Origin of the sequence: Streptomyces sp. NPDC093085, assembly GCF_040683935.1 — a bacterium.
GTDB lineage: Bacteria > Actinomycetota > Actinomycetes > Streptomycetales > Streptomycetaceae > Streptomyces.
This window is the reverse complement of sequence record NZ_JBFBFB010000005.1, coordinates 188,985-207,504: the sequence shown is the minus strand read 5'-3', so window position 1 is coordinate 207,504 and position 18,520 is coordinate 188,985. Positions and strand designations below refer to the sequence as shown.

The following is an 18,520-nucleotide window of genomic DNA, read 5'->3' as shown; positions in this document are numbered from 1 at the left end:
GTGCGCCTCCTGCTCGGCTTCCGCTCGACTCGGCCTTCGCGGATCCCCGCACGTTCCTCCGGGGATCCCCCTGCGTTATTCGTTCCACGTTAGCCCGTGAAGACCCTTCCGCCCGGTCTCAGGGGGTGGGGCGGGGCGTGGGTTTTTTTCGGACGGAGCCGGGTGGGGCATTCGGACGGAGCCGGATGGGGCGTTCGGGCGGAGCCGGGTGGAGACGATTTCGCGGTGTTCTCCGTACGGGGCGGCGGCGCTCCGTGTACAGGGTGTACGGGGACGCGCTGGGCGGCGCACCGGGGGAGGCACGGGGTGGACGCGCGCGGAGGAGTTCGACACCATCGCGCTGGTGGCCGCCGTGGTGCGTGATGTGGCGCCCGGTATGTGTGTGCGGTGTGCGGCGTGTGGTGTGCGGAGGAAAGTGTGGGGATCGAGAGCGATCAGCTCGTCTACGACTACCTGAGTCGCGTCGGGGACGCGGCCCAGCAGCAGCATCTCTCCTCGGGCGAGCGGATGCGGCTGGTCTCGACGCTGCGGAACGAGATCGACAAGCAGCGCGGCAAATTCTCCACCGACACCCCCGCGACCGTCCGCCGCATCCTGGGGCGGCTGGGGGAGCCCCATGTGGTGGTACGGGACGCCGCGCGGGCCAGTGGCGGTGGTGGCGGTGCCGATGGCGGCGGTACGGATACGGACTCCCCCCGCACCCCACGGGTCCCGGAGCCCCCGGAGGTCGCCGTACCGGAGCAGCGGACCGGGGCGCGGTCGGAGGCGCGGACGGGCCTGGCGAAGGGGCTGGGCCTCGGGCTGCTGGGGTCGTTGGGAACCGGCAAGGGCGGCAAGGGCGGGGGCGGCGAGTCGGGGCCGCCGTCGCCGGGGCCGTCCGCGGGATCGCCGTCGGCGCCCGCCACCCCCGCGCCGGAGCCCCCCGCGGCCCCTGCGGCACCGGCGGCGCCCGCAGCACAGCCGACGCCCGGGGCGGCCGAGGGCTGGCCGGAGGGTGCCTCCCTCATCATCCCGATGCCACTGTCGCCCCCCGGATCTCCCGAATCCCCGGGATCTCCGGAATCCCCCGGATCCCCGGGATCCCCGGCACCGTCCCTGAAGAAGCCGCCCTCGGGGAAACCGGCCCCGGAACCGGCCTCCCCCGCCGGCCGGACCCCCGATGGAACCCCCGAGACCTCGGCCGAAACGGATTCCGGGGCCGGGGCCGGGGCCGGGCGTGGGGCCGGGCCCCGCATCCCCGCCCAGGCGCCGCCCCGTGGAGCGCGGGCGGAGCCCGACTGGTGGCGGATCGAACCGGGGCCCTCCGGTCCCGCCGGGGTGTCGGTGGAGCCCTCGCACGGCTTCGTCGGCGGGGTCGAGATCCCCGACATGCTCAGGCCACCGCCCCCGCCGGCCGACCCGGACGCCAAGGACGCGGCGGGCGCGGCGGGCGCGCGGGAGGGAGCCGGCGCCACCGGAACGGAGGCCGCCGACGCCCCCGGGGACCCCGCCGCCGGGGCGAGGCCCCGGCGCGGGTTCCGGCTGCGCCCCGGGCCCCGGGAGCCGAAGGGCGGCGGCGGGCTCTCCAACCCGTTCCTGCTGCTGGCCGCCGCGCTGCTGGTCGCGGGCGCGTTCCTCGGCTCCTGGCTGGCGCTCGGAGGTGGCTGGCTCCTCGCGTACGCCTCCCGCACGCTCTCCCGCGCCGAGGCGAAGTGGGCGGTCTTCGGGCTGCCGGGCGTGTCGGCGGCGGGCGGTCTGATCTGGATCTGGGGCCGGCTGGACGGGCGCTGGGGCGAGCCGATCCCGACCGGCGGGATGGCGGAGGCGCTGACCGGACTCTGGCCGGTCGTGCTCCGCACGGCGGCGGTCTCCTCCGCCCTCTACCTGGTCTGGCGGGCCCGCCGCAAGACCTCGGCTAGTTAGCGGGTGGCGGCGTTGCGTGCCTCGGTGGCGAGGGCGTGGACGCGGTCGGGCGGGAGGGCGGCGGGGCGGTGTGCGGGCAGGTCTTCACTCCGGCAGGTGCGGCATTTCCCGTCTGCCAGTGCTTCTGGCCGTCCTGGTGCCCGGCAGGTGACGCACTCCACCATGGCGGCCCTTGCCCGGCCCGAGGCGACCGGCGTCTCCGCGGGCCCGGGCGGCTCGGGCGGGAGTTTGGTGGTGAGCCGGGAGCGTACGAGTCCGGCGGGGTGGTGTACGGGTGCGGGGAGTCCGTAGGTGAGGGCCCCCAGGATCTGTTCTTCACCGGCGCCGCGTGCGAACCATGCGGCGGTCAGGGTTTCCAGGGCCGTGCAGTCGGCGGCGGAGAGGGAGAGGTCGGGGCAGCGGCGTCCGAGGGAGGCGAGCAGGAGGTATGCGCGTGAGCGGGGTGGCCGCGTACCGGCCGCCAGGGCGGGGGAGGTGACGGTCCCGCTGCTGGTCGGGGTGGAAGCCGGGGCCGGGGCGGCGGAGGTCATCGGCCGTGCGGCCGGGGCGGTGGCCACGATTGCAACCGGTGCGCACGCACCGGCATTCGGGGGGTCCAGGAAGTCCGGGCGCTCCGTCTCGGTCCTCGTCTCGGCCCCTGTCTCGGTCCCCGTCTCCCAGGCGTCACCCTCACGTGCCGTACGGGAGAACCACGTACGAGTGACCCACCGCCCGCCCCCGTCTCCGGCGAGGAATTCGCGTCGGCGCAGCAGATGTCCGGCGCGTTCGAGGAAGTTGAGGGCGGTGCGTAAGGCGCATTGCCCGTACTCCATCACCTTGGCCAGGGCTTTCACGGAGATGTCGGCCCCGTCGGGCAGCCGGTCGATGAACCCGGCGATGGCGGCTTCCCGCCCCGGCAGGAGGGCGAAGTCGTCGGGGGAGGGGGCCGGTTGCCCGGCGGCCGAACGTTTGCCGTACCCCGGATTGGCCATCGGATGGGAAGCGGCGTGCACGGACGCCGACGCGACACTAAACTGCGAAGCAGCCACAAAGATCACTCATCTTGATCGAGCTGGTCAGGTCTCCGCCCGGTGCTGCTAACACCGGCGGAGGCCGTTTTTTCGTTTCAGGGGCAAGGTAGACGCTCCTCACCCTGCGTCGCAACCCGATCGCGAAAAGTCAACTCCCGAGGTGGGGAGGCGGGGAGCCGGGTAGGGAGGGTGGGTGGGAAAGAGGAACCAACCCATCCCTACAAGCAGGGCTCGACCCCCGAAGCTCAAGCCCCGGGCCACCCCGCCGCCCCTGTTCCCCCAGCTCAGCACCGCGCGAACCCTCGCCCCAACCCCCGAAGCTCAAGCCCCGGGCCGGGCCCGCCCGAACGGCACCGGCTCCGAGCTCTCGAGACTTGCCTTCAGGCCCGGCGTACTGCTCCGTCAGGCCACACCACATCCACGGGGATACCGGCCGCGCGCGCCTCCGTGACGACATCCGCCGTACCGCCGCCCTTCCCGGACGGCGGCTGTCCGTTCCAGACCGCGACAAGACGGTCCGCGCGTTCCAGCAGAACGGCGTTCGCGGACTCGTACGCCTGCCGGTTCGCCGTCTCGTGTGGCATCACCAGCACCTCGGCAGCGGCCTCCACCAGTCGGTCGAACACCGCCGCGTGATCCGGCTTCACCTTCGCAGCCCGATAGTCCCGCGACGGGATCGCCACCACCAGCCGGCCGCCCAGCGCGACGATCTCCTCCGCGAAAAGGCTGTCGGATCCTGCCGCGATGCACGACACCCCGGTCAAGTCCTCCCGAAACGGCTCCAGGACCTCCCGGAGCGCAGCCCGTACGAGCGGCACGCTTTCCAAGGTCAGGTCCATGTGCCCGGTCACGGCCAGTGTCGTCATGTGTCCACCCCTCAGTTCGACAGAAGGTCGCGGATACTGTCCCGCGCCTCTCGGACCGTACGCGACGCACTGTGCCCCACGGTGTACGGGTAGAGCTGTCCGAGCTGCGTGCGGACTCTCCCGGACTGGGTGAGCCCGGCCGCCGCCACCGCCCGGTGCGTTTCCTCGACGCCACCCGCGACATCCCCGGCGAGGAAGCGGCACTCCGCCAGGCCGATCCGGTCGAGCGCGTGCGAGCGCCCTGCTTCGGCCCGGGGCGGAGGGGCGCTTCGTCATGCCCGCGCCCCGTTTGGACGGCCACTTCAGCTGACGGCGGCCTCAACAGCCGCCAGCGCGGCCTGCCACGGATATTCTGAGGGCCGTCCACGCGTCGGCGGATGCGACGCGTACCCCTCGCTCCCGTCCAGATAGCGCACGCCTTGTGCGCGCAGATCCGCGATGCTCCGGGCCGCAGCCGGCTGACTGGCCTGCGCCTGGTTGAAGTACGGCATCGCCAGCACCGGCACCCCCAGATGCACACCCTCCGAGACGAGTCCCAGGGCGAGTGTGTCCGCGATCCCCGCCCCCCACTTGTTCAAGCTCGTGCTGCTGAGCGGCGCCACCAGCATCGCGTCCGCCTTCGGCAGCGCGTCGGACTCCCAGGGCAACTTGTACTGCGAGCGGACCGGGTGCCCGGTCAGCTCTTCCAGTTCGGCCATGCGCGGCTCCCACCACCGGGCCGCCGACGGCGTCAGGATCAGGCACACGTCCCAGCCTGCGGCCTGCGCTGCCCGTACACCGCCGTCGATGTGCTGGGCCGGGCCTGCCGCGCAGGCGATCAGGTAGAGCACTCGCTTCGTCATGCCCGGAGTCCACACCGTGCGGCCAACGCACGCAACTCTGTGCTCGGTACTGGCGTCGCTCCCAAGAGGTCCTCGACCAGGTCCCGGCTGGACTGCCTGCGACGGACCTCCTCGGGAGCCAACTCATCCGCGCGTACGAGGGACTTGACCGCACCTTCCTTGTGCCGTGTCAAGAGCTGAACGCGTGCCATCGTGATGAGGTGCTGGGCCTGCCGCTCCCGCGTCATACCGCCCAGCGCCTCCGGCTCCAGCTCGTTGGCGGCCTCCAGGGCCGACCACCCGTCCTCGAGCCGAGCCAGCACGTCGACCCGGTGCAGCTCGACATTGGTGGGACCGAACGCGGTCCAGTCCTCGTTGAGGTCGGTGCCCTGCTGCTCGGCTACCTCGGTGGCCTCGTCGACCAGATTCGTCGACGCAGCGACCACAGCGGTCGACCGTTCCAACGACGACGAGGAGATCGCGGCGGACAGGTACAGCATCCCGAGGGTCGACAGCCCCGTTGGGCCGGCCGCGGTCAGGCCGTCCCGCAGACGGCTGGCAGCCTGCACCGCGAAGTCGCGTGCGGCCTCCGGGCGCCCCTGGGACTCGCCGGGAGGCGGCGCCGATCGCCACCGGATCCCCGGATCTTTCGGCCGCGCCGAGCGCGCGGTCCGCGACGACTGCGGCCTGCACTGCGGTGCTCGCGCCGTACTTGTGAAGGAAGCTGGCAGCGAGCTGGAGTGTCCGGGACAGCAGCACGTACGCCTCGCCCGTAGATGTCTCCTGCGCGGCCCGCTGGGTATTCAGCAGTAGCGCGGGGAGGTCACGCCCGAGGGCACCGTAGTGACACGCTTGGAACGCGACGCAGCAGAACGTGAGCGCGCGGCGGATCTCGCCGAGCGGCAGCGGGGGACGGTCGCTCATCCCGCTTCGGTACAGGACATCGATCAGCCCGGCGGCCTCGGCGGGCGGAACGGTCTCAGGCGGCGGGGCCGGCGAGTCCATCAAGAGTTGCTCCAGGGGGATGCGCAGGACCTCGGCCGCGCGCATCAGAACTGACAGACGTGGGTCCTGTTGGCGCTGGCCGCCTTCCAGGTCCTGCACCCAGCGCTTGGTCTGGCCCATGAGACGACCGAAGTCTGCCTGTGTGAACCCGCGCCGAGTACGCCAGTAGGCGATGCGACGGCCGATGCGCCCAGTCTCCATCAGTCATCCCCCGTTCAAGGCACGCACTTTGCGTGGCTGCATCTGTTGTACCGCCCCCTACGGTGCGTGCACAGCGGTTCCAACCGAACGGGACATTATGAGTGCAATCAACGCAACATCCGCTGCGGCGGCTATCGGCCGCTGGCTGGCGTCATCCATCCGAGATCCCGAGTCCGCCTACCGGGACTGGCGCGACGGGCGTCCCGCCGTGCTCGCCCTGGGCGTCCAGTTCGACGCGGTGAAGCTCCCGCAGCGCCTGGTGAACGCGGCGGCCGGAGCCCCCGAGCGGTCCGCCGTGACGACCGTCCTGGCCCCGCTGGGCGGCCCCGTCATCTGGTCGCCGCCCGGCTGGTACCTGGCCCTCGTCCCCGCCGGGACGGCCGCCGGCTGGGACTTGCCGTACGCGGGTGCGCTGGGCCAGGGCACGTATCTGACGGTGCCCCGTCCCGACCGTACGGGTCCCGCCGGAATCCATTGGGCTGTCCCGCCCGCCCACGCCCGCACTCTCTGTTCCCCGGGTGCCGTCGCCCGGCTTCTGGCCGACGGCCACCGGCGCCAGGGCGGTACCCGGGTAACGGGGCCCGGCGCGACACCGGCCCTCGTGTCCAGGGCCGACATCGAGGACGCCCTCGCGAAGGCCGCCGCCCTGGGGACCGCACGGGCGGGCGAGGCGGAGCTGGGTGCGGCCGCCGAGCGGCTACGGACCCATATCGCCGCCCTGCTGCCCGCCGCCGAGGCGCACGTCGAGGGGCTGTGGCCGGGCGGGCCCGAGTGGTACCCCCGGCGTTCACGCCTGGACAGCATCCGGCACAACCTCGGCGAGCACGCCCCGGCCTTGACGCCGCTCTCCGCTCAGGTGCGGCTGGCTCTCCTGCACCGGGACTGCGCCTATCTCCTGGAGCACTATGGGAACGCGCGGCCCGAGGACCCCCGAGGGGGCCCGGTGACCCGCGACCACCAGGAGCGTCGGGTCGCGGCGCATCCGCACCGGCGGGCTGGTGAGTCCGGATGACGACTCCCGAACCGCCCGTCCCGCCGCGCTACCCGGCGCCGCACCGCCGGTCCGTACCGTCCGCCCCGTCCGGCGTGGAGTCCGGTCCGTCGTCGCTGCCTGCTCTGTCGGGTCTGCGGGTCGGGATGGCGGCGTACGACCGGCGGACCGAAATGCCGGGGGTCATCAGTTCGTTCGCCGGGTTGCTGGTCTGCCTCGTTCGTCCCTCGGGGCATACCTGGCAGGCCACGTTGAACGCGGTACGCCCCGCGACGGAGCGGGAGCGGATCCAGCTTCGTGCCCTGGCCGAACTCCACCGGCGGCAGCGGCCCCCGGCCACGCCTCCCGCCCCGGCCGCGCCTCCCGCCCGGCGGCGCCCGGCATGAGCGTCGCCCGGTTCTACAACGTGACCGTGGTCTGTGAGGGGCCCACGGTCGACGGCACCCTGGTACGGGTCGTCCTCGCCGCCCGCCAAGCGGTGACCGCCGATGCCGCCCTGGCCTTCCTGCGGCAGCAAGCCCGCCGTATCGCGAATGGCCTCGATCCCGGCCCGGGGGCCGGGTGGGCGCCCCGGGGCACCCTCACCCCCGTATGGTCACCCGACCCCGACGTCCCCACCAGACTCCGCCTCTGGTGTCACACACCGCAGGCCCAGAAAGCCGCCCGGGAACGGCTGCTCGCCGGGGCCGAGTTCAGGCTCAGCGCCGATGACTTCAGCGAGCGGTACACACTCAGGGCACTGCCCGTACCCGTACCCCCGTACCGAAGACCCCCGTACCGGCCCCAGCCCGCGCACATACTGCCGCGCCACGCACAGCCCCCGGCCCGTTCCCGCCGCCGCAGGCACCGCAAGCCCCGGTGGATCGACCGGATCCGGCTCCGTCTCCCCTTCCCTTTCCGGCGGCGGGCCCGCGAACGCTATGCGCCCCGATGACGCCGCACGGGCCGCACGTATCGCACGGGCCCTGCGAGCGGTACGGACCGCACTCGTCGTCAGTGCCACCCTCGCCGCCTACTCGGTCGCCGGATGGCTCCTGGCCGAGCACTTCACGCGCTGACGGCCCGGTTGCCCGCAGCAGGCCCCGTGTGACCCGAGTGCCCAGTGATGGCCTGTACGGGACAGGTCGCCGCTGCCTCGTGGACCGCGCGATCGTGCCCCTCTCCCGTCCCCGGTCCCGTCCCGGCCCCCGTTCCTGTCCGCAGCAGTTCGGCCACTCCCTCGTCGTTCTGGGTGAACACGGCGGGCGCGTGCCGCACGCCCCGGCGGAAACCCCCGCCCGGGTAACGGGTTTGACCAGTGCGAGGGCTGTGGCTGTGCGGAGTCCTGCGGAATGATGAGAGACGTGCGGCAACGAGTAAGCGGCCCCCCGCCCCGCCAGAACGCCACCCCCCGCTCCCCGGCCCAGGTCCACGCCCCGGGCCAGGGGCACGGCTTGGGGCCGGGCGCCGTCTGTGGGCCGGGCTCTGGTTCGGACGTCGACCCGGGTTGGGGGCGGGGCCAGGTGTTCGGGGTGGGGCGGTTGTTCGGATCTCTGTGGTGGCCGGGGGCGAAGGGGAGGGGCGGATCTCCGCGGTGGCGGGGGGTCGGTGTCGGGCTCTGGGTGTGGGGGGTCGTGGCGGTCGGGGCCGGGGGGTGTGGGGCCTTCGGGTACGCGGCTGCCGGGGCCGGGGCCCTTGAGGTGGCCCGGGATCTCTCGGTCGGCTGGGCCTATGCCGGGGCCGGGATCGTCGCCCTGTGGCGGCGTCCCGCCAACCGGACCGGGGTGCTGCTCCTCGCCGAAGGGGTGACCTGGTTCGTCGGGAACCTCCAGGGGTTCGGGCAGCCCGTGGTCTTCGCCCTCGGCGCCTGGGGCGAGGCGCTCAACCTCGCCGTCCTCGCCCATCTGCTGCTCGCCTTTCCCGAGGGCCGTGTCACCGGGGCCCGCGAACGCCGCACCGTCACCGCCGGATATGCGCTGGCCGCCGTCGGCGGCTTGGCGCGCGCTCTGCTGTACGACCCGGCGACCAGCTCCGACAGCAGCTACCTGGCCTGCCGCGCCTGTGACGGCAACGCGCTCCTCCTCCTGCCCGACGCCACCCTCCTCGGCACCCCCCTCTTCGACATCGTCGACCTCACCTACCGCTGCGCGGGCGCACTCCTCACCCTCTGGATCTTCCTGTTGCTGGTCGGCCGCTGGCGCGCGAGCAGCCCGGCCCGGCGCCGCATGCTCCTCCCCGCGGGGGTGTCGGTGGCCCTCGCCCTGGTCTTCGTCGGCTGGGAGATCCTTTATGTCGCGGTCCCCGGCGCCCTGGGGACCCCGGGCGCGGTGCTGACCGTTCCCTCCGACCTCTGCCAGATCGCCGTGCCGGTCTCCTTCCTGCTCGGGCTGTTGCGGATGCGGCTCCGGCGCGCCTCGGCCGGGAACCTGGTCATAGCGGCCGGGGCCGAACCCTCCCCGCGTCAGCTCCAGGACGTGCTGCGCCAGGTCCTCGGCGACCCGTCGCTCCGTCTGGGGCTGAGCGTCCCGGGCGGCGCCCCCGGTGCGTACGAGGACCCGGATGGCCGTTCCCTTCCCGTCCCGGTGTCCGGATCCGGGGTGGGGCACGCGGAGTACGGGGGGTGGCCGGCGCCCGGGGACACCTTGCTCGTTCGGGGTGGTGCCGTCGCCCTTACCGTTGTCGCCCTCACCGCTGCCGAGGGCTGTGGCGGACAGGGACAGGGGAAGGAGCAGGGACAGGAGCAGGGGAAGGGGCAGGTGGGCGGGCCCTTGGCGGTGATGGTGTACGACAGCGCCCTCTGCGACGACCCCGCCCTGATGGCCTCCGTCGCCGCCTCCGTACGGCTCTGCCTGCGCAATGCGCACCTCGCCGAGCAGGCCGTCGGCAGCGACTCCCGGGCCCGCGCCCTGCACGCCCGGCTGCTCCACACCGCCGACGAGGAACGGCGCCGCCTGGAGCGGGACTTGCACGATGGCGCGCAGACCCGGCTGGTCTTCGCCCTGATGAACCTGCGCCGGGTCGGCGCCGAACTCCCCTCCGGCAGCGACCCCGCACTGCGCCTCGCCGTGGTCGAGACGGAGAAGACGCTCCGCCAGGCGCTCTCCGAACTCCGCGACATCGCCCACGGCATCCACCCCGCCGTGCTCTCCCGCGCCGGGCTCGGCCCCGCCGTCACCGCGCTGGCCGAGCAGGCCGCCCTGCCCGTCGTCGTCCTCGCCGAGCCGGGGCGGTACCCCGAAGTCGTCGAGACGACCGCGTACTTCGTGGTCTCCGAGGCCCTGGCCAACGCGGCCAAGCACGCCTCCGCCGGAGCCGTCTCCGTGCGGGTGCGCAGGACCGGAGCCCTGCTGGCCGTCGAGGTCGCCGACGACGGCACCGGCGGCGCCGACCCCGCCGCGGGCAGCGGGCTCCGCGGGCTCGCCGACCGGGTGAGCGCCGCCGGCGGCACCCTGCGGGTGGACTCCCCGCCCGGCGGCCCCACCAGGATCCTCGCGGAGCTGCCATGCGCGTGATCGTCGCGGAGGACTCCGCACTGCTGCGGCAGGGCCTCGTACGGCTGCTGGGCGACCTCGGCGTCGAGGTCGCCGCCGAACTCGGTGACGCCGCCGGGCTGCTCGGCCTGGTCGGCGCCGAGCGCCCCGACGCCGTACTCCTCGACATCCGGATGCCGCCCACCTTCACCGACGAGGGCATCCGCGCGGCGCGCGCCGTCCGCGCGGACTTTCCCGGTACGGGGGTGCTCCTGCTCTCCCAGTACGTCGAGACCACCGCTGCGGTCCAGGCCATGGCCCGCGACTGCCGGGGCTTCGGCTACCTCCTCAAGGACCGCGTCGCCGACGCGGACGAACTCTCCGACGCGCTCAAGCGGGTGGCCGCCGGCGAGTCCGTGGTGGACCCGGAGGTCGTCGCCCGGCTGATGGGCCGGCGCAGGGCGGCGGACGACCTGGACACGCTGACGCCCCGGGAGCGCGAGGTGCTGGCGCTGATGGCGGAAGGCCGCTCCAACGACGCCATCACGGAGCGGCTCCGGATCAGCGGCAAGACGCTGGAGACGCATGTGCGCAACGTCTTCACCAAGCTCCATCTGGAGCCCGATCTCGCCTACCACCGACGGGTCCTGGCCGTCCTCGCCCATCTGCGGGTCTGAGCCGCGCGACGCGCACGGCTCGCGTGAGCCGCGCGACTGGCGTGGCTCGTGTGAGCCGCGTGAGCCGCGTGAGCTGTGCGAGCTGTGTGAGCCGTGCGAGTCGCCGGATGATTTTCCGCGGAACCGGAACCGGAACCGGAACCGCCATCGCGACCGGCATCGCCATCGGAACTGCCCCATTGCCTTGCCCCCTTGCTGTCCCCCGTTGCGGGCGTGGCCCTCCCCCGTGGGGTCACGCCCGCAGGCGGTGTCCCCCGCACCGCCACTTACGAAGGTAGGCGCAGCCGCGCCGTCGTACATCGGGGCAGACCCTGAAATGTGGCTGAGGGGCCGTCAGGGAAGACGTCGGGGGAGAGTCAGGGGTGTCCCTGAGCCGCCCGCCGCGCCCCCGCCAGGAGTTCGCGGGCCTGCTCCGTGTACCGGTGGTCCGGGCCGAAGAGGGACTCCCGGGCCGCCCGTACCTGTTCGAAGAGCTCGATCGCCTCGGCGGCCTCGCCCGCCAGTTGGCAGGAGTACGCGAGGTTCGCGCGCGCGGTCAGCGTCTCCGAGTGGCCGGCTCCGTAGACCCGGGTGTGGTCGGCCAGCGACCGCCGGTGCAGGGCGACCGCCCTGGCGGTTTCCCCCAGGGCCCGGTGGCAACTGGCCAGGTTGGACAGGGCGTTCAGGGTGTGCGGATGGTCCGGGCCGTGGAGGCGTTCGTACGCGGGGAGGTTTCGCTCGTGCAGGGCGAGGGCGGCCGCCGGCTCGTCCCGCAGGGTGTGCAGATATGCCAGATTGGCGCGCGCCACCAGCGTCTCGGGGTGCTCGGGCCCGTACACCCGCTCGGAATCGGCGAGGTTCCGCAGGTGCAGCGGCCCCGCCGCGTCCAGGTCGCCCGCCACCCGGTACGCGCTCGCCAGGAAGGAGCGCGCCGTCAGCGTCGCCGGCGCGTCCGCGCCCTGGAGCCGCTCGTACGCCTCCACCGCGCCCGACGCGCAGGTGACGGCCTGGTCGAAGGGGCCGTCGCCCTGGAGGAAACCGGAGGCCGCGAGCAGGACCGACGCCGTCGTCCCGTCCGCCTCCTCGGGCCCGATATAGCCGGTCAGGGCCAGGACATGCGGCAGGAGCCGGCGCCAGCGCGGCCAGCCGGGGACGTTGAACAGCGGGTTCTCCGGCAGCGCCGCCGAGAGCAGCCGCTGCGCCGCCGCCCTGGCCCGGTCGATCGCCTCCGGTGTCCGCAGCGGGTCGGCGGGGTCCGGGATCCGGGCGACGGCCTGGACCAGCCGGTGGATGGTCACCGCCTCCCGGTCCAGGCCGATCAGGCTGTACGCGTGGAGCAGGGCCAGCGCGTCGTCCACGGCGAGGGGATCGTCGTGGAGGGTGTGGACGAGGTCCCGGGGGATCGGCGCCGACCCGAACCACGCGAACGTCCGCAGGATCTCCCCGGCCAGCGGCTCCTCCTCCGTGACCGCCCGCAGCGACAGCCGCCAGATCCGCGCCACGGTGCGCTCGCCCGCCGCCTCGCCGCCGCCCCCGTCGGTTCCCGGACCCGCGTCGGAGGGCGCCGAGCGGAACATCCGGGCCGGGTAGCGGCGCAGCCGGTCCAGATACGCGGCCGGGGTGATCGCCGTGTACTGGATGTACGCCGCCGCCTGGTCCAGCGCCAGCGGCAGATGGCCCAGCTCGGCCGCGATCCGGTCCAGCACCCCGGGGGCGGTGTTCCCCTCGCCGTCGCTCTCGCCCGCGCTCCCGCCGCTACCCGCGCCGCCGCTCTCGCCCTCGCCGTCGGGGCCCGCTATGCGCCGGAGCAGCTCCGTCGCGGCCTCCGGCGGCAGTGTGCCCAGCGCCAGTGGGCGCGCCACGCGGTGCCAGCCGGTGGCGCGGCGGCTGGTGATGAGATGCCGCCCGGTGGTGAGCATCCCGAGCAGCGGCTCCAACTGGCGGGGCGAGTGCGCGTTGTCGAAGACGAGCAGCCAGCCGTGGTGACTCTGGAGCCAGCGGACCGCCCACGCCGCCGCCTCGGCGCTGGTCGCGGCGGTGTGGGCGCCGTACAGATGCGGGGAGAGCCGCGCGGCCAGCGCGGCGAGCCCGCCCGTGACGGTGCTGGGGGAGTCCGCGGGGATCCACCAGATGGGGTTGTACCGGTCGCGGTGGTGGTGCGCGAAGTGCAGGGCCAGCGCGCTCTTCCCGATACCGCCCAGGCCGTACACGACCGAGGGCGCGGAGGAAGGATTCTCCTCCCCGGGCCGTGCGTCCGGTCCCGTATCCGGACCCGTATCCGGACCCGTATCCGGTCCCGTATCCGGTCCCGTGTCGCCGTCGGCCGGTGCGGGTCGCAGCCCGGCCAGGATGTCCTGCCGGTCGACGAAGACCGGGCTGTGCGGGGCGGGCAGGTTGTGCGTCCCGTGCCCTGCGGCGACCTCGGCGGGTTCGCGTACCGCCGACGCCGGCAGATGGACGGTACGCGCGTCGATGGTCGCCCCGTCGCCCGTGCTCACGATGCCCGTGTTGTGTTGTACGGCCACGGAGCGCGCCCCGGACGCCACCACCCCGGGCGCCTCCGCCCCGGGCGCCTCCGCTCCGGACGTCTCCGCTCCGGACGCCTCCGGCGCGGTCACCGGTCGGTGGCCGGGATGCCGATGGTGGCGCCGTCGCCCGTGCTCACGATGCCCGTGTTGTGCTGCACGGCCACCGACCCCGCCCCGGACGCGGTGAACGACGTACCGCCCGCAGGGAGCAACGCGGCCAGCTCGGCGGCGAGTTCGGGATCGGCGCGCAGCACCCGGCGCAGATGGACGCGGAGTACGGCCTGGAAGTCGGCGTCGTCCGGCGCCTCGGCCAGGTCGTCGATGACCCGCCGCAGTCCCGCCCGGCCCGCGTCCCCGTCCCCGGCACCGTCCGTGCTGTCCGTACGGTCCGTACCGTCCTCACCCCGCTGCCACAGGCGCTGTACGATCCGGCGCCCCAGCGATACGGAGGCGTCGGCCACCGTGTCCGTCGTCCTGGTGACAACTGCCGTGCCGTACGCGGCGATCGCCGCCGTCACGTACGGTGTCACGTCGTTCGCCACGGTCAGCGCGTCCATACGGTACGTTCCCCCAGTCCGGCCCCTCGGCCCGATCGCCCGCGGCAGGCCCCGTCAGCGGTCCTGTTCCGCCGCACCCTCCGAGTATGCGGCCTCTCGTCCCGCCGCCGCCCCCGCGTTCGCCGCCGCGCGATGACCGGCACCGTACGGACGCGGCCGCCGAAGGTGCCGCGCCCCCGTCTGATCGTGATGGAGCCGCTCCCCGGGGCGGAGTCGGACGCGGGCCACTCCCTCTTCCAGCGGGCCACTCCCTCTTCCAGACGGTGATGTGCGGAAAGGAGACCCGTGGTTTCGGAGACAGCGACGACCTCCGCGCGCTGCTGCACGCGGCGGGCTTCGGCGTGCTCTCCGTCGAGCGCCTGTCCAGCGGGCATCACGCCTTCAGGTGCTCACCCGACTGAGCCCCGCCCCGCCTCCTCCGCCCGGTACGGCGTCTCCTCCGCCCGATACGGCGCCCCCGGTACCACCAGCGGCGACCCCGTCACCGGATCCGGGATCACCACCGACTCCAGGCCGAAGACCTCCCGTACCAGCTCCTCCGTGACGACCTCTCCCGGCGCGCCCTCCGCCACCACCCGCCCCGCCTTCATGGCGACCAGGTGGTCCGCGTACCGCGCCGCCTGGTTGAGGTCGTGCAGGACGATGACGACCGTACGGCCCCGCTCGTGGTTGAGGCGGCGTACCAGGTCGAGGACCTCCACCTGGTGCGCGATGTCCAGGAAGGTCGTCGGCTCGTCCAGCAGCAGGAGTTCCGTCTCCTGGGCCAGGGCCATGGCGATCCAGACGCGCTGCCGCTGCCCGCCCGACAGTTCGTCCACCGGCCGGTCGGCGAGCGCGGTGACATCCGTACGGGCCATCGCCGCCGTCACCGCGCGCTCGTCCTCGTCCGACCACTGCTGCCACCACCGCTGGTGCGGCTGGCGGCCCCGCGCCACCAGGTCCGCGACCGTGATCGCCTCCGGCGCGGCCGGGGACTGCGGCAGCAGGCCGATCGAGCGCGCGATCCGCCGGGTCGGGATGCGCGCCAGCTCCGTACCGTCCAGCAGCACGGAACCGCCCTTCGGGCGCAGCAGCCGGCCCAGCGCGCGCAGGGTGGTCGACTTGCCGCAGGCGTTCGGGCCGACGATCACGGTCACCCGGCCGTCCGGGACGGCGAGGTCCAGGCCGTCCACGACCGTACGGTCCTCGTAGCCGAGCGTCAGCGCTTCGGCGGTAAGCCGGCTCGTACCCTTCACGCCGCTCACCCCGCCCGCCTCGTTGGTTCCGCCCGTCCCGTTCACGCCTTGCCTCCCGAGCCGCTGCCCGTCGTACGCCCGGTACGGCCCCGGACGATCAGCCAGATCAGATACGGCGCCCCCACCACCGCCGTCAGCACCCCCACCGGCAGTTCGGTCGGCGAGAGCAGCTTGCGCGCCAGCAGGTCCGCCAGGACGACGATCACCGCACCCGTCAACGCCGAGCAGACCAGCGGGATCTGCGCCGTCCGCGTCATCCGCCGCGCGATCTGCGGCGCCAGCAGCGCCACGAAGTCGACCGGCCCCGCCGCGCCCGTCGCGACCGACGCCAGCACCACCCCGAGCCCCACCAGCCCCAGCCGGACGCGTCCGAGCCGTACGCCGAGCGCGGTGGCGGTGTCGTCGTCCATCGACACCGTGCGCTGCGCGTACGCCGCCCACGCCACCGCCGGCAGGGACACCAGCACCACCCACCCGAGCGGCGCCGCGACTTCCCAGCCCCGGCCGTTGAGCGAGCCCGTCATCCAGACCTTGGCCTGCTGGGCGACGAGAGCGTCACCTTTGGTCAGGAAGAGGGTGGTGACCGATCGCAGCGCGATCGCGAAGCCGATCCCGATGAGCACGAAACGGGCGGCGTGGAGCCCGCCGCGCCACGCGAAGGCATACACGAGGGCCGCCGCCGCGATGCCGCCGCCGACGGAGAGCACGGGGAGAACGCTGGGCGAGGTCACGCCGTACGTCATCGCGCCGACCGTGAGCGCGCCCGCGCCCTGGCTGACGCCGATGATGTCGGGGCTGGCGAGCGGGTTGCGGGCGACGGTCTGGATCAGCGCGCCCGCGACCCCGAAGGCCACCCCGACGAGGATCCCGGCCACCATGCGGGGCAGCCGCAACGTGCCGACCACCAGCTCCTGCGCGGACGGCTGCCCGGTGAGGACCTTCACCACCTCGCCGGGGGGTACGAAGCTCTCCCCGACGCTCAGGTACGCGACACAGACCGCGCCCAGCAGCACGGCGAGACCGGCGGCGACCACGGCCGAGCGGCGGTGCAGGAGGAAGGACGGGCGGAGGGACGGACGAAGGGACGGACGAAGGGACGGACGAAGGGACGGGCGGAGGAGGCCGCGCGGCGGGCGGAGGCGGGTGTAACCGGCGGGGCGTATGGGGGTGGAGGGGGCTACGGAAGCTGAGGGGCGTACGGAGGCGGAATCCCCGCCGGCGGGGCGTATACCGGTCGCCCCGTCCGCGGTTGTCCCGTTGCCGGTCGTCCCGCCCCCGGTCGTCGTCGTCACGCGGGCACCGCCTTCCGCCGTACGAGCGTCACCAGGAACGGCACCCCGATCAGCGCCGTCGTCACCCCGGCCGGCACCTCGCCCGGCGGGAAGACGATCCGGCCGAGCACATCCGCGACCAGCAGCATGACCGGGCCGATCAGCGCGGCCATCGGCAGTACCCACCGGTGGTCGGTGCCGACCAGCGCACGGGCGATGTGCGGCACCGCGAGCCCGATGAAGGCGATCGGCCCGGCCGCCGCGACCCCGACACCGGTCAGCACGGTCGCCCCGACGCCGCCCAGGATCCGTACCACCGCCACGTTCTGCCCCAGCCCCTTCGCGACGTCCTCGCCGAGCGCCAGCGCGTCCAGACCGCGCGCCACCCCCACCACCAGGACCGTGCCGACGAGCAGGAACGGCCACACCTGCCCGGCCACCTGCGCGTCCCGCCCGGCCAGCGAACCGACCTGCCAGAAGCGGAACTCGTCCAGCGTCGCCGCGCTCGTCGTCAGCACCCCCGTGACCACCGCCACCAGCAGCGCGTTGATCGCGGCTCCGCCCAGCGCGAGCTTGACCGGGGTCGCGCCGCCGCGACCGGCGGAGGCGATCGCGTACACCGCGACCGAGGCGAGCCCGGCCCCCGCGAACGCGAACCACACGTACCCGCCGAGCGTGTGCACCCCCGCGAAGGCGATGGCGAGCACCACCCCCACCGAAGCGCCCTGGCTGACGCCGAGGATCCCGGGGTCGGCGATGGGGTTACGGGTGATGCCCTGGAGCGCCGTACCGGCGAGCGCGAGCGCGGCTCCGACCATCACGCCGATCAGGGTGCGGGGGACGCGGAGTTGGCGGATGACCTCGGCGTCGTCGCCGTGCCCGGAGCCCAGCAGCGCGTCCAGCACGGCGGAGGGCGCGACGGCCCGGGCGCCGACGGCGAGGCTCAGCACCACCGCGAGCACCACGGCCACGACACCCGCCACCGTCCAGCCGATACGGCGGACGACGAGCGAGCCCCGGGCGGCGGCGGGGCGGGGCGGTGTCGTCGGGAGGGCGGCGGCTGGCATCTGACCCCAGGGAGGTGCGTCGGGAAGCGCGTTGGGAAGCGCGTTGGGAAGCGCGTTGAGAGGGAGTGAGGCAGAGGGGGGGAGCGAGGTAAGGCTTGGCTTGGCTGACCGGCTCAGTCTAAGCGGGGGGATCAAGCCACCGGAGTGGGTGGAATCGGCCTGGGCAGAATGGGCCTCATGGCACACTCCAGCATGTCGCGTACGGAGCGCCCCGCGCCCGCCGCCGGACCCGTCGTCGGGTTCGACCTCGATATGACCCTGATCGACTCCCGCCCCGGCATTCACGCCGTCTACCAGGCACTCTCCGCCGAGACCGGGGTGCACATCGACGCCGACCTGGCCGTCACCCGGCTCGGCCCGCCGCTCGACCAGGAGCTCGCGCACTGGTTCCCCGAGGAGCGGATCGCGGAGGTGGGGGACCGGTACAGGGAGATCTATCCCACATTCGCCATCGCCCCGACCCTCGCCCTGCCCGGCGCCCGCGAGGCGATAGCCGCCGTCCGGGCGCTCGGCGGGCGGGCGATCGTCGTCACGGCGAAGCACGAGCCGAACGCCAGGCTCCACCTCGGCCACCTCGGCATCGAGCCGGACGAGGTCATCGGCTGGCTCTGGGCGGAGGCGAAGGGCGAGGCGCTGCGCGAGCACGGGGCTTCGGTGTACGTCGGGGACCACACCGGCGACGTACGCGGAGCCCGTACGGCGGGGGCGCTCTCCGTGGCCGTGGTGACGGGGCCGTGCGGTGCGGAGGAACTCCGTACGGAGGGCGCGGATGTCGTCCTGACGGACCTGACGGAGTTCCCGGCGTGGCTGGCGGCGTACGTCGACGGGAAGGACGCCGACAGGACGTACGCCGACGGGACGTACGCCGACGGGACGTACGCCGACGGGACGTACGCCGGCCGGGCGGCCGTCAACGGGGCGGCCGTCAACGGGGCGGCCGACGCGGCGCGTTAGCCCCCGC

18 protein-coding genes and 1 pseudogene are annotated in these 18,520 nt (G+C 73.8%); 8 read left to right on the top strand and 11 right to left on the bottom strand.

Going from position 1 to position 18,520, the window contains the following annotated elements; all coding sequences use genetic code 11:
- Positions 1 to 417 precede the first annotated feature (417 nt).
- Positions 418 to 1,902 (top strand): hypothetical protein, encoded by a 1,485-nt coding sequence (locus AB0O07_RS17435; RefSeq protein ID WP_365633595.1) that lies wholly within the window; start codon positions 418 to 420, stop codon positions 1,900 to 1,902.
- Here the strand turns inward: AB0O07_RS17435 and AB0O07_RS17430 are convergent.
- The 5 genes and pseudogenes from AB0O07_RS17430 to AB0O07_RS17410 all read right to left on the bottom strand — a co-directional run.
- Positions 1,899 to 2,894, bottom strand: coding sequence for a hypothetical protein (locus AB0O07_RS17430; RefSeq protein WP_365633592.1), 996 nt, complete (start codon positions 2,892 to 2,894; stop codon positions 1,899 to 1,901). The two genes, AB0O07_RS17435 and AB0O07_RS17430, sit on opposite strands and share 4 nt — an antisense overlap.
- A gap of 398 nt (positions 2,895 to 3,292) precedes the next feature.
- A complete protein-coding gene (locus tag AB0O07_RS17425; protein WP_365633590.1) occupies positions 3,293 to 3,778 on the bottom strand; it encodes a hypothetical protein in 486 nt (161 codons plus the stop codon).
- A gap of 302 nt (positions 3,779 to 4,080) precedes the next feature.
- Positions 4,081 to 4,620, bottom strand: a complete 540-nt coding sequence (locus AB0O07_RS17420; protein WP_365633587.1) for a flavoprotein — start codon at positions 4,618 to 4,620, stop codon at positions 4,081 to 4,083.
- Positions 4,617 to 5,168: a hypothetical protein gene (locus AB0O07_RS17415; RefSeq protein ID WP_365634325.1), complete on the bottom strand. Its 552-nt coding sequence runs from the start codon at positions 5,166 to 5,168 to the stop codon at positions 4,617 to 4,619. The genes AB0O07_RS17420 and AB0O07_RS17415 overlap by 4 nt, the downstream gene beginning before the upstream one ends.
- A gap of 505 nt (positions 5,169 to 5,673) precedes the next feature.
- Positions 5,674 to 5,805 (bottom strand): annotated as a pseudogene (locus tag AB0O07_RS17410) (DNA-binding protein); the annotation flags it as partial.
- 97 nt (positions 5,806 to 5,902) lie between these two features.
- Here AB0O07_RS17410 and AB0O07_RS17405 point away from each other — a divergent pair.
- Genes AB0O07_RS17405 through AB0O07_RS17390 form a run of 4 tightly spaced genes read left to right on the top strand, consistent with a single transcriptional unit; the run spans position 5,903 to position 7,854 of the window.
- On the top strand, positions 5,903 to 6,817 hold the full coding sequence (locus tag AB0O07_RS17405; protein WP_365633584.1) for a DUF6415 family natural product biosynthesis protein: 915 nt from the start codon (positions 5,903 to 5,905) through the stop codon (positions 6,815 to 6,817).
- Positions 6,814 to 7,182: a hypothetical protein gene (locus AB0O07_RS17400; RefSeq protein WP_365633581.1), complete on the top strand. Its 369-nt coding sequence runs from the start codon at positions 6,814 to 6,816 to the stop codon at positions 7,180 to 7,182. The genes AB0O07_RS17405 and AB0O07_RS17400 overlap by 4 nt, the downstream gene beginning before the upstream one ends.
- Positions 7,179 to 7,730, top strand: coding sequence for a hypothetical protein (locus AB0O07_RS17395; RefSeq protein WP_365633578.1), 552 nt, complete (start codon positions 7,179 to 7,181; stop codon positions 7,728 to 7,730). Before AB0O07_RS17400 ends, AB0O07_RS17395 begins: the two co-directional genes overlap by 4 nt.
- Positions 7,717 to 7,854, top strand: coding sequence for a hypothetical protein (locus AB0O07_RS17390; protein WP_365633575.1), 138 nt, complete (start codon positions 7,717 to 7,719; stop codon positions 7,852 to 7,854). The genes AB0O07_RS17395 and AB0O07_RS17390 overlap by 14 nt, the downstream gene beginning before the upstream one ends.
- Here the strand turns inward: AB0O07_RS17390 and AB0O07_RS17385 are convergent.
- On the bottom strand, positions 7,844 to 8,053 hold the full coding sequence (locus tag AB0O07_RS17385; protein ID WP_365633573.1) for a ferredoxin: 210 nt from the start codon (positions 8,051 to 8,053) through the stop codon (positions 7,844 to 7,846). The two genes, AB0O07_RS17390 and AB0O07_RS17385, sit on opposite strands and share 11 nt — an antisense overlap.
- 422 nt (positions 8,054 to 8,475) lie before the next feature.
- On the opposite strand from AB0O07_RS17385, the gene AB0O07_RS17380 reads away from it, so the two are divergent.
- Both AB0O07_RS17380 and AB0O07_RS17375 read left to right on the top strand, forming a co-directional pair.
- Positions 8,476 to 10,287, top strand: a complete 1,812-nt coding sequence (locus AB0O07_RS17380) for a histidine kinase (RefSeq protein WP_365633570.1) — start codon at positions 8,476 to 8,478, stop codon at positions 10,285 to 10,287.
- Positions 10,278 to 10,922 carry a response regulator transcription factor gene (locus AB0O07_RS17375; protein ID WP_365633567.1) on the top strand — a complete coding sequence of 215 codons (645 nt, stop codon included), beginning with the start codon at positions 10,278 to 10,280 and terminating at the stop codon, positions 10,920 to 10,922. The genes AB0O07_RS17380 and AB0O07_RS17375 overlap by 10 nt, the downstream gene beginning before the upstream one ends.
- A 356-nt stretch (positions 10,923 to 11,278) precedes the next feature.
- On the opposite strand, the gene AB0O07_RS17370 is transcribed toward AB0O07_RS17375, so the two are convergent.
- From AB0O07_RS17370 to AB0O07_RS17350, 5 genes are all read right to left on the bottom strand, one after another.
- Positions 11,279 to 13,519 (bottom strand): tetratricopeptide repeat protein, encoded by a 2,241-nt coding sequence (locus tag AB0O07_RS17370; RefSeq protein ID WP_365633564.1) that lies wholly within the window; start codon positions 13,517 to 13,519, stop codon positions 11,279 to 11,281.
- Complete coding sequence (locus tag AB0O07_RS17365) at positions 13,516 to 13,986, bottom strand: hypothetical protein (protein ID WP_365633560.1); 471 nt, start codon at positions 13,984 to 13,986, stop codon at positions 13,516 to 13,518. The genes AB0O07_RS17370 and AB0O07_RS17365 overlap by 4 nt, the downstream gene beginning before the upstream one ends.
- Positions 13,987 to 14,375: 389 nt before the next feature.
- Positions 14,376 to 15,266, bottom strand: coding sequence for an ABC transporter ATP-binding protein (locus AB0O07_RS17360; protein WP_365633557.1), 891 nt, complete (start codon positions 15,264 to 15,266; stop codon positions 14,376 to 14,378).
- Positions 15,263 to 16,384, bottom strand: coding sequence for an iron ABC transporter permease (locus AB0O07_RS17355; protein ID WP_365634254.1), 1,122 nt, complete (start codon positions 16,382 to 16,384; stop codon positions 15,263 to 15,265). Before AB0O07_RS17355 ends, AB0O07_RS17360 begins: the two co-directional genes overlap by 4 nt.
- A gap of 125 nt (positions 16,385 to 16,509) precedes the next feature.
- Entirely contained in the window at positions 16,510 to 17,559 is a 1,050-nt protein-coding gene (locus AB0O07_RS17350; RefSeq protein ID WP_365633555.1) for an iron ABC transporter permease, read from the bottom strand.
- Positions 17,560 to 17,736: 177 nt separating this feature from the next.
- Between AB0O07_RS17350 and AB0O07_RS17345 the strand changes: the two genes are divergently transcribed.
- Positions 17,737 to 18,513, top strand: a complete 777-nt coding sequence (locus tag AB0O07_RS17345; protein ID WP_365633553.1) for an HAD family hydrolase — start codon at positions 17,737 to 17,739, stop codon at positions 18,511 to 18,513.
- The last annotated feature ends 7 nt before the right edge of the window (positions 18,514 to 18,520 follow it).

Excerpts from the sequence above, each read along its gene's own strand:
- AB0O07_RS17350 (WP_365633555.1), bottom strand. The coding sequence starts at position 17,559 with ATGCCAGCCGCCGCCCTCCCGACGACACCGCCCCGCCCCGCCGCCGCC.
- AB0O07_RS17365 (WP_365633560.1), bottom strand. The coding sequence starts at position 13,986 with ATGGACGCGCTGACCGTGGCGAACGACGTGACACCGTACGTGACGGCG.
- AB0O07_RS17390 (WP_365633575.1), top strand. The coding sequence starts at position 7,717 with ATGCGCCCCGATGACGCCGCACGGGCCGCACGTATCGCACGGGCCCTG.
- AB0O07_RS17425 (WP_365633590.1), bottom strand. The coding sequence starts at position 3,778 with ATGACGACACTGGCCGTGACCGGGCACATGGACCTGACCTTGGAAAGC.
- AB0O07_RS17395 (WP_365633578.1), top strand. The coding sequence starts at position 7,179 with ATGAGCGTCGCCCGGTTCTACAACGTGACCGTGGTCTGTGAGGGGCCC.
- AB0O07_RS17375 (WP_365633567.1), top strand. The coding sequence starts at position 10,278 with ATGCGCGTGATCGTCGCGGAGGACTCCGCACTGCTGCGGCAGGGCCTC.
- AB0O07_RS17400 (WP_365633581.1), top strand. The coding sequence starts at position 6,814 with ATGACGACTCCCGAACCGCCCGTCCCGCCGCGCTACCCGGCGCCGCAC.
- AB0O07_RS17345 (WP_365633553.1), top strand. The coding sequence starts at position 17,737 with ATGGCACACTCCAGCATGTCGCGTACGGAGCGCCCCGCGCCCGCCGCC.
- AB0O07_RS17420 (WP_365633587.1), bottom strand. The coding sequence starts at position 4,620 with ATGACGAAGCGAGTGCTCTACCTGATCGCCTGCGCGGCAGGCCCGGCC.
- AB0O07_RS17405 (WP_365633584.1), top strand. The coding sequence starts at position 5,903 with ATGAGTGCAATCAACGCAACATCCGCTGCGGCGGCTATCGGCCGCTGG.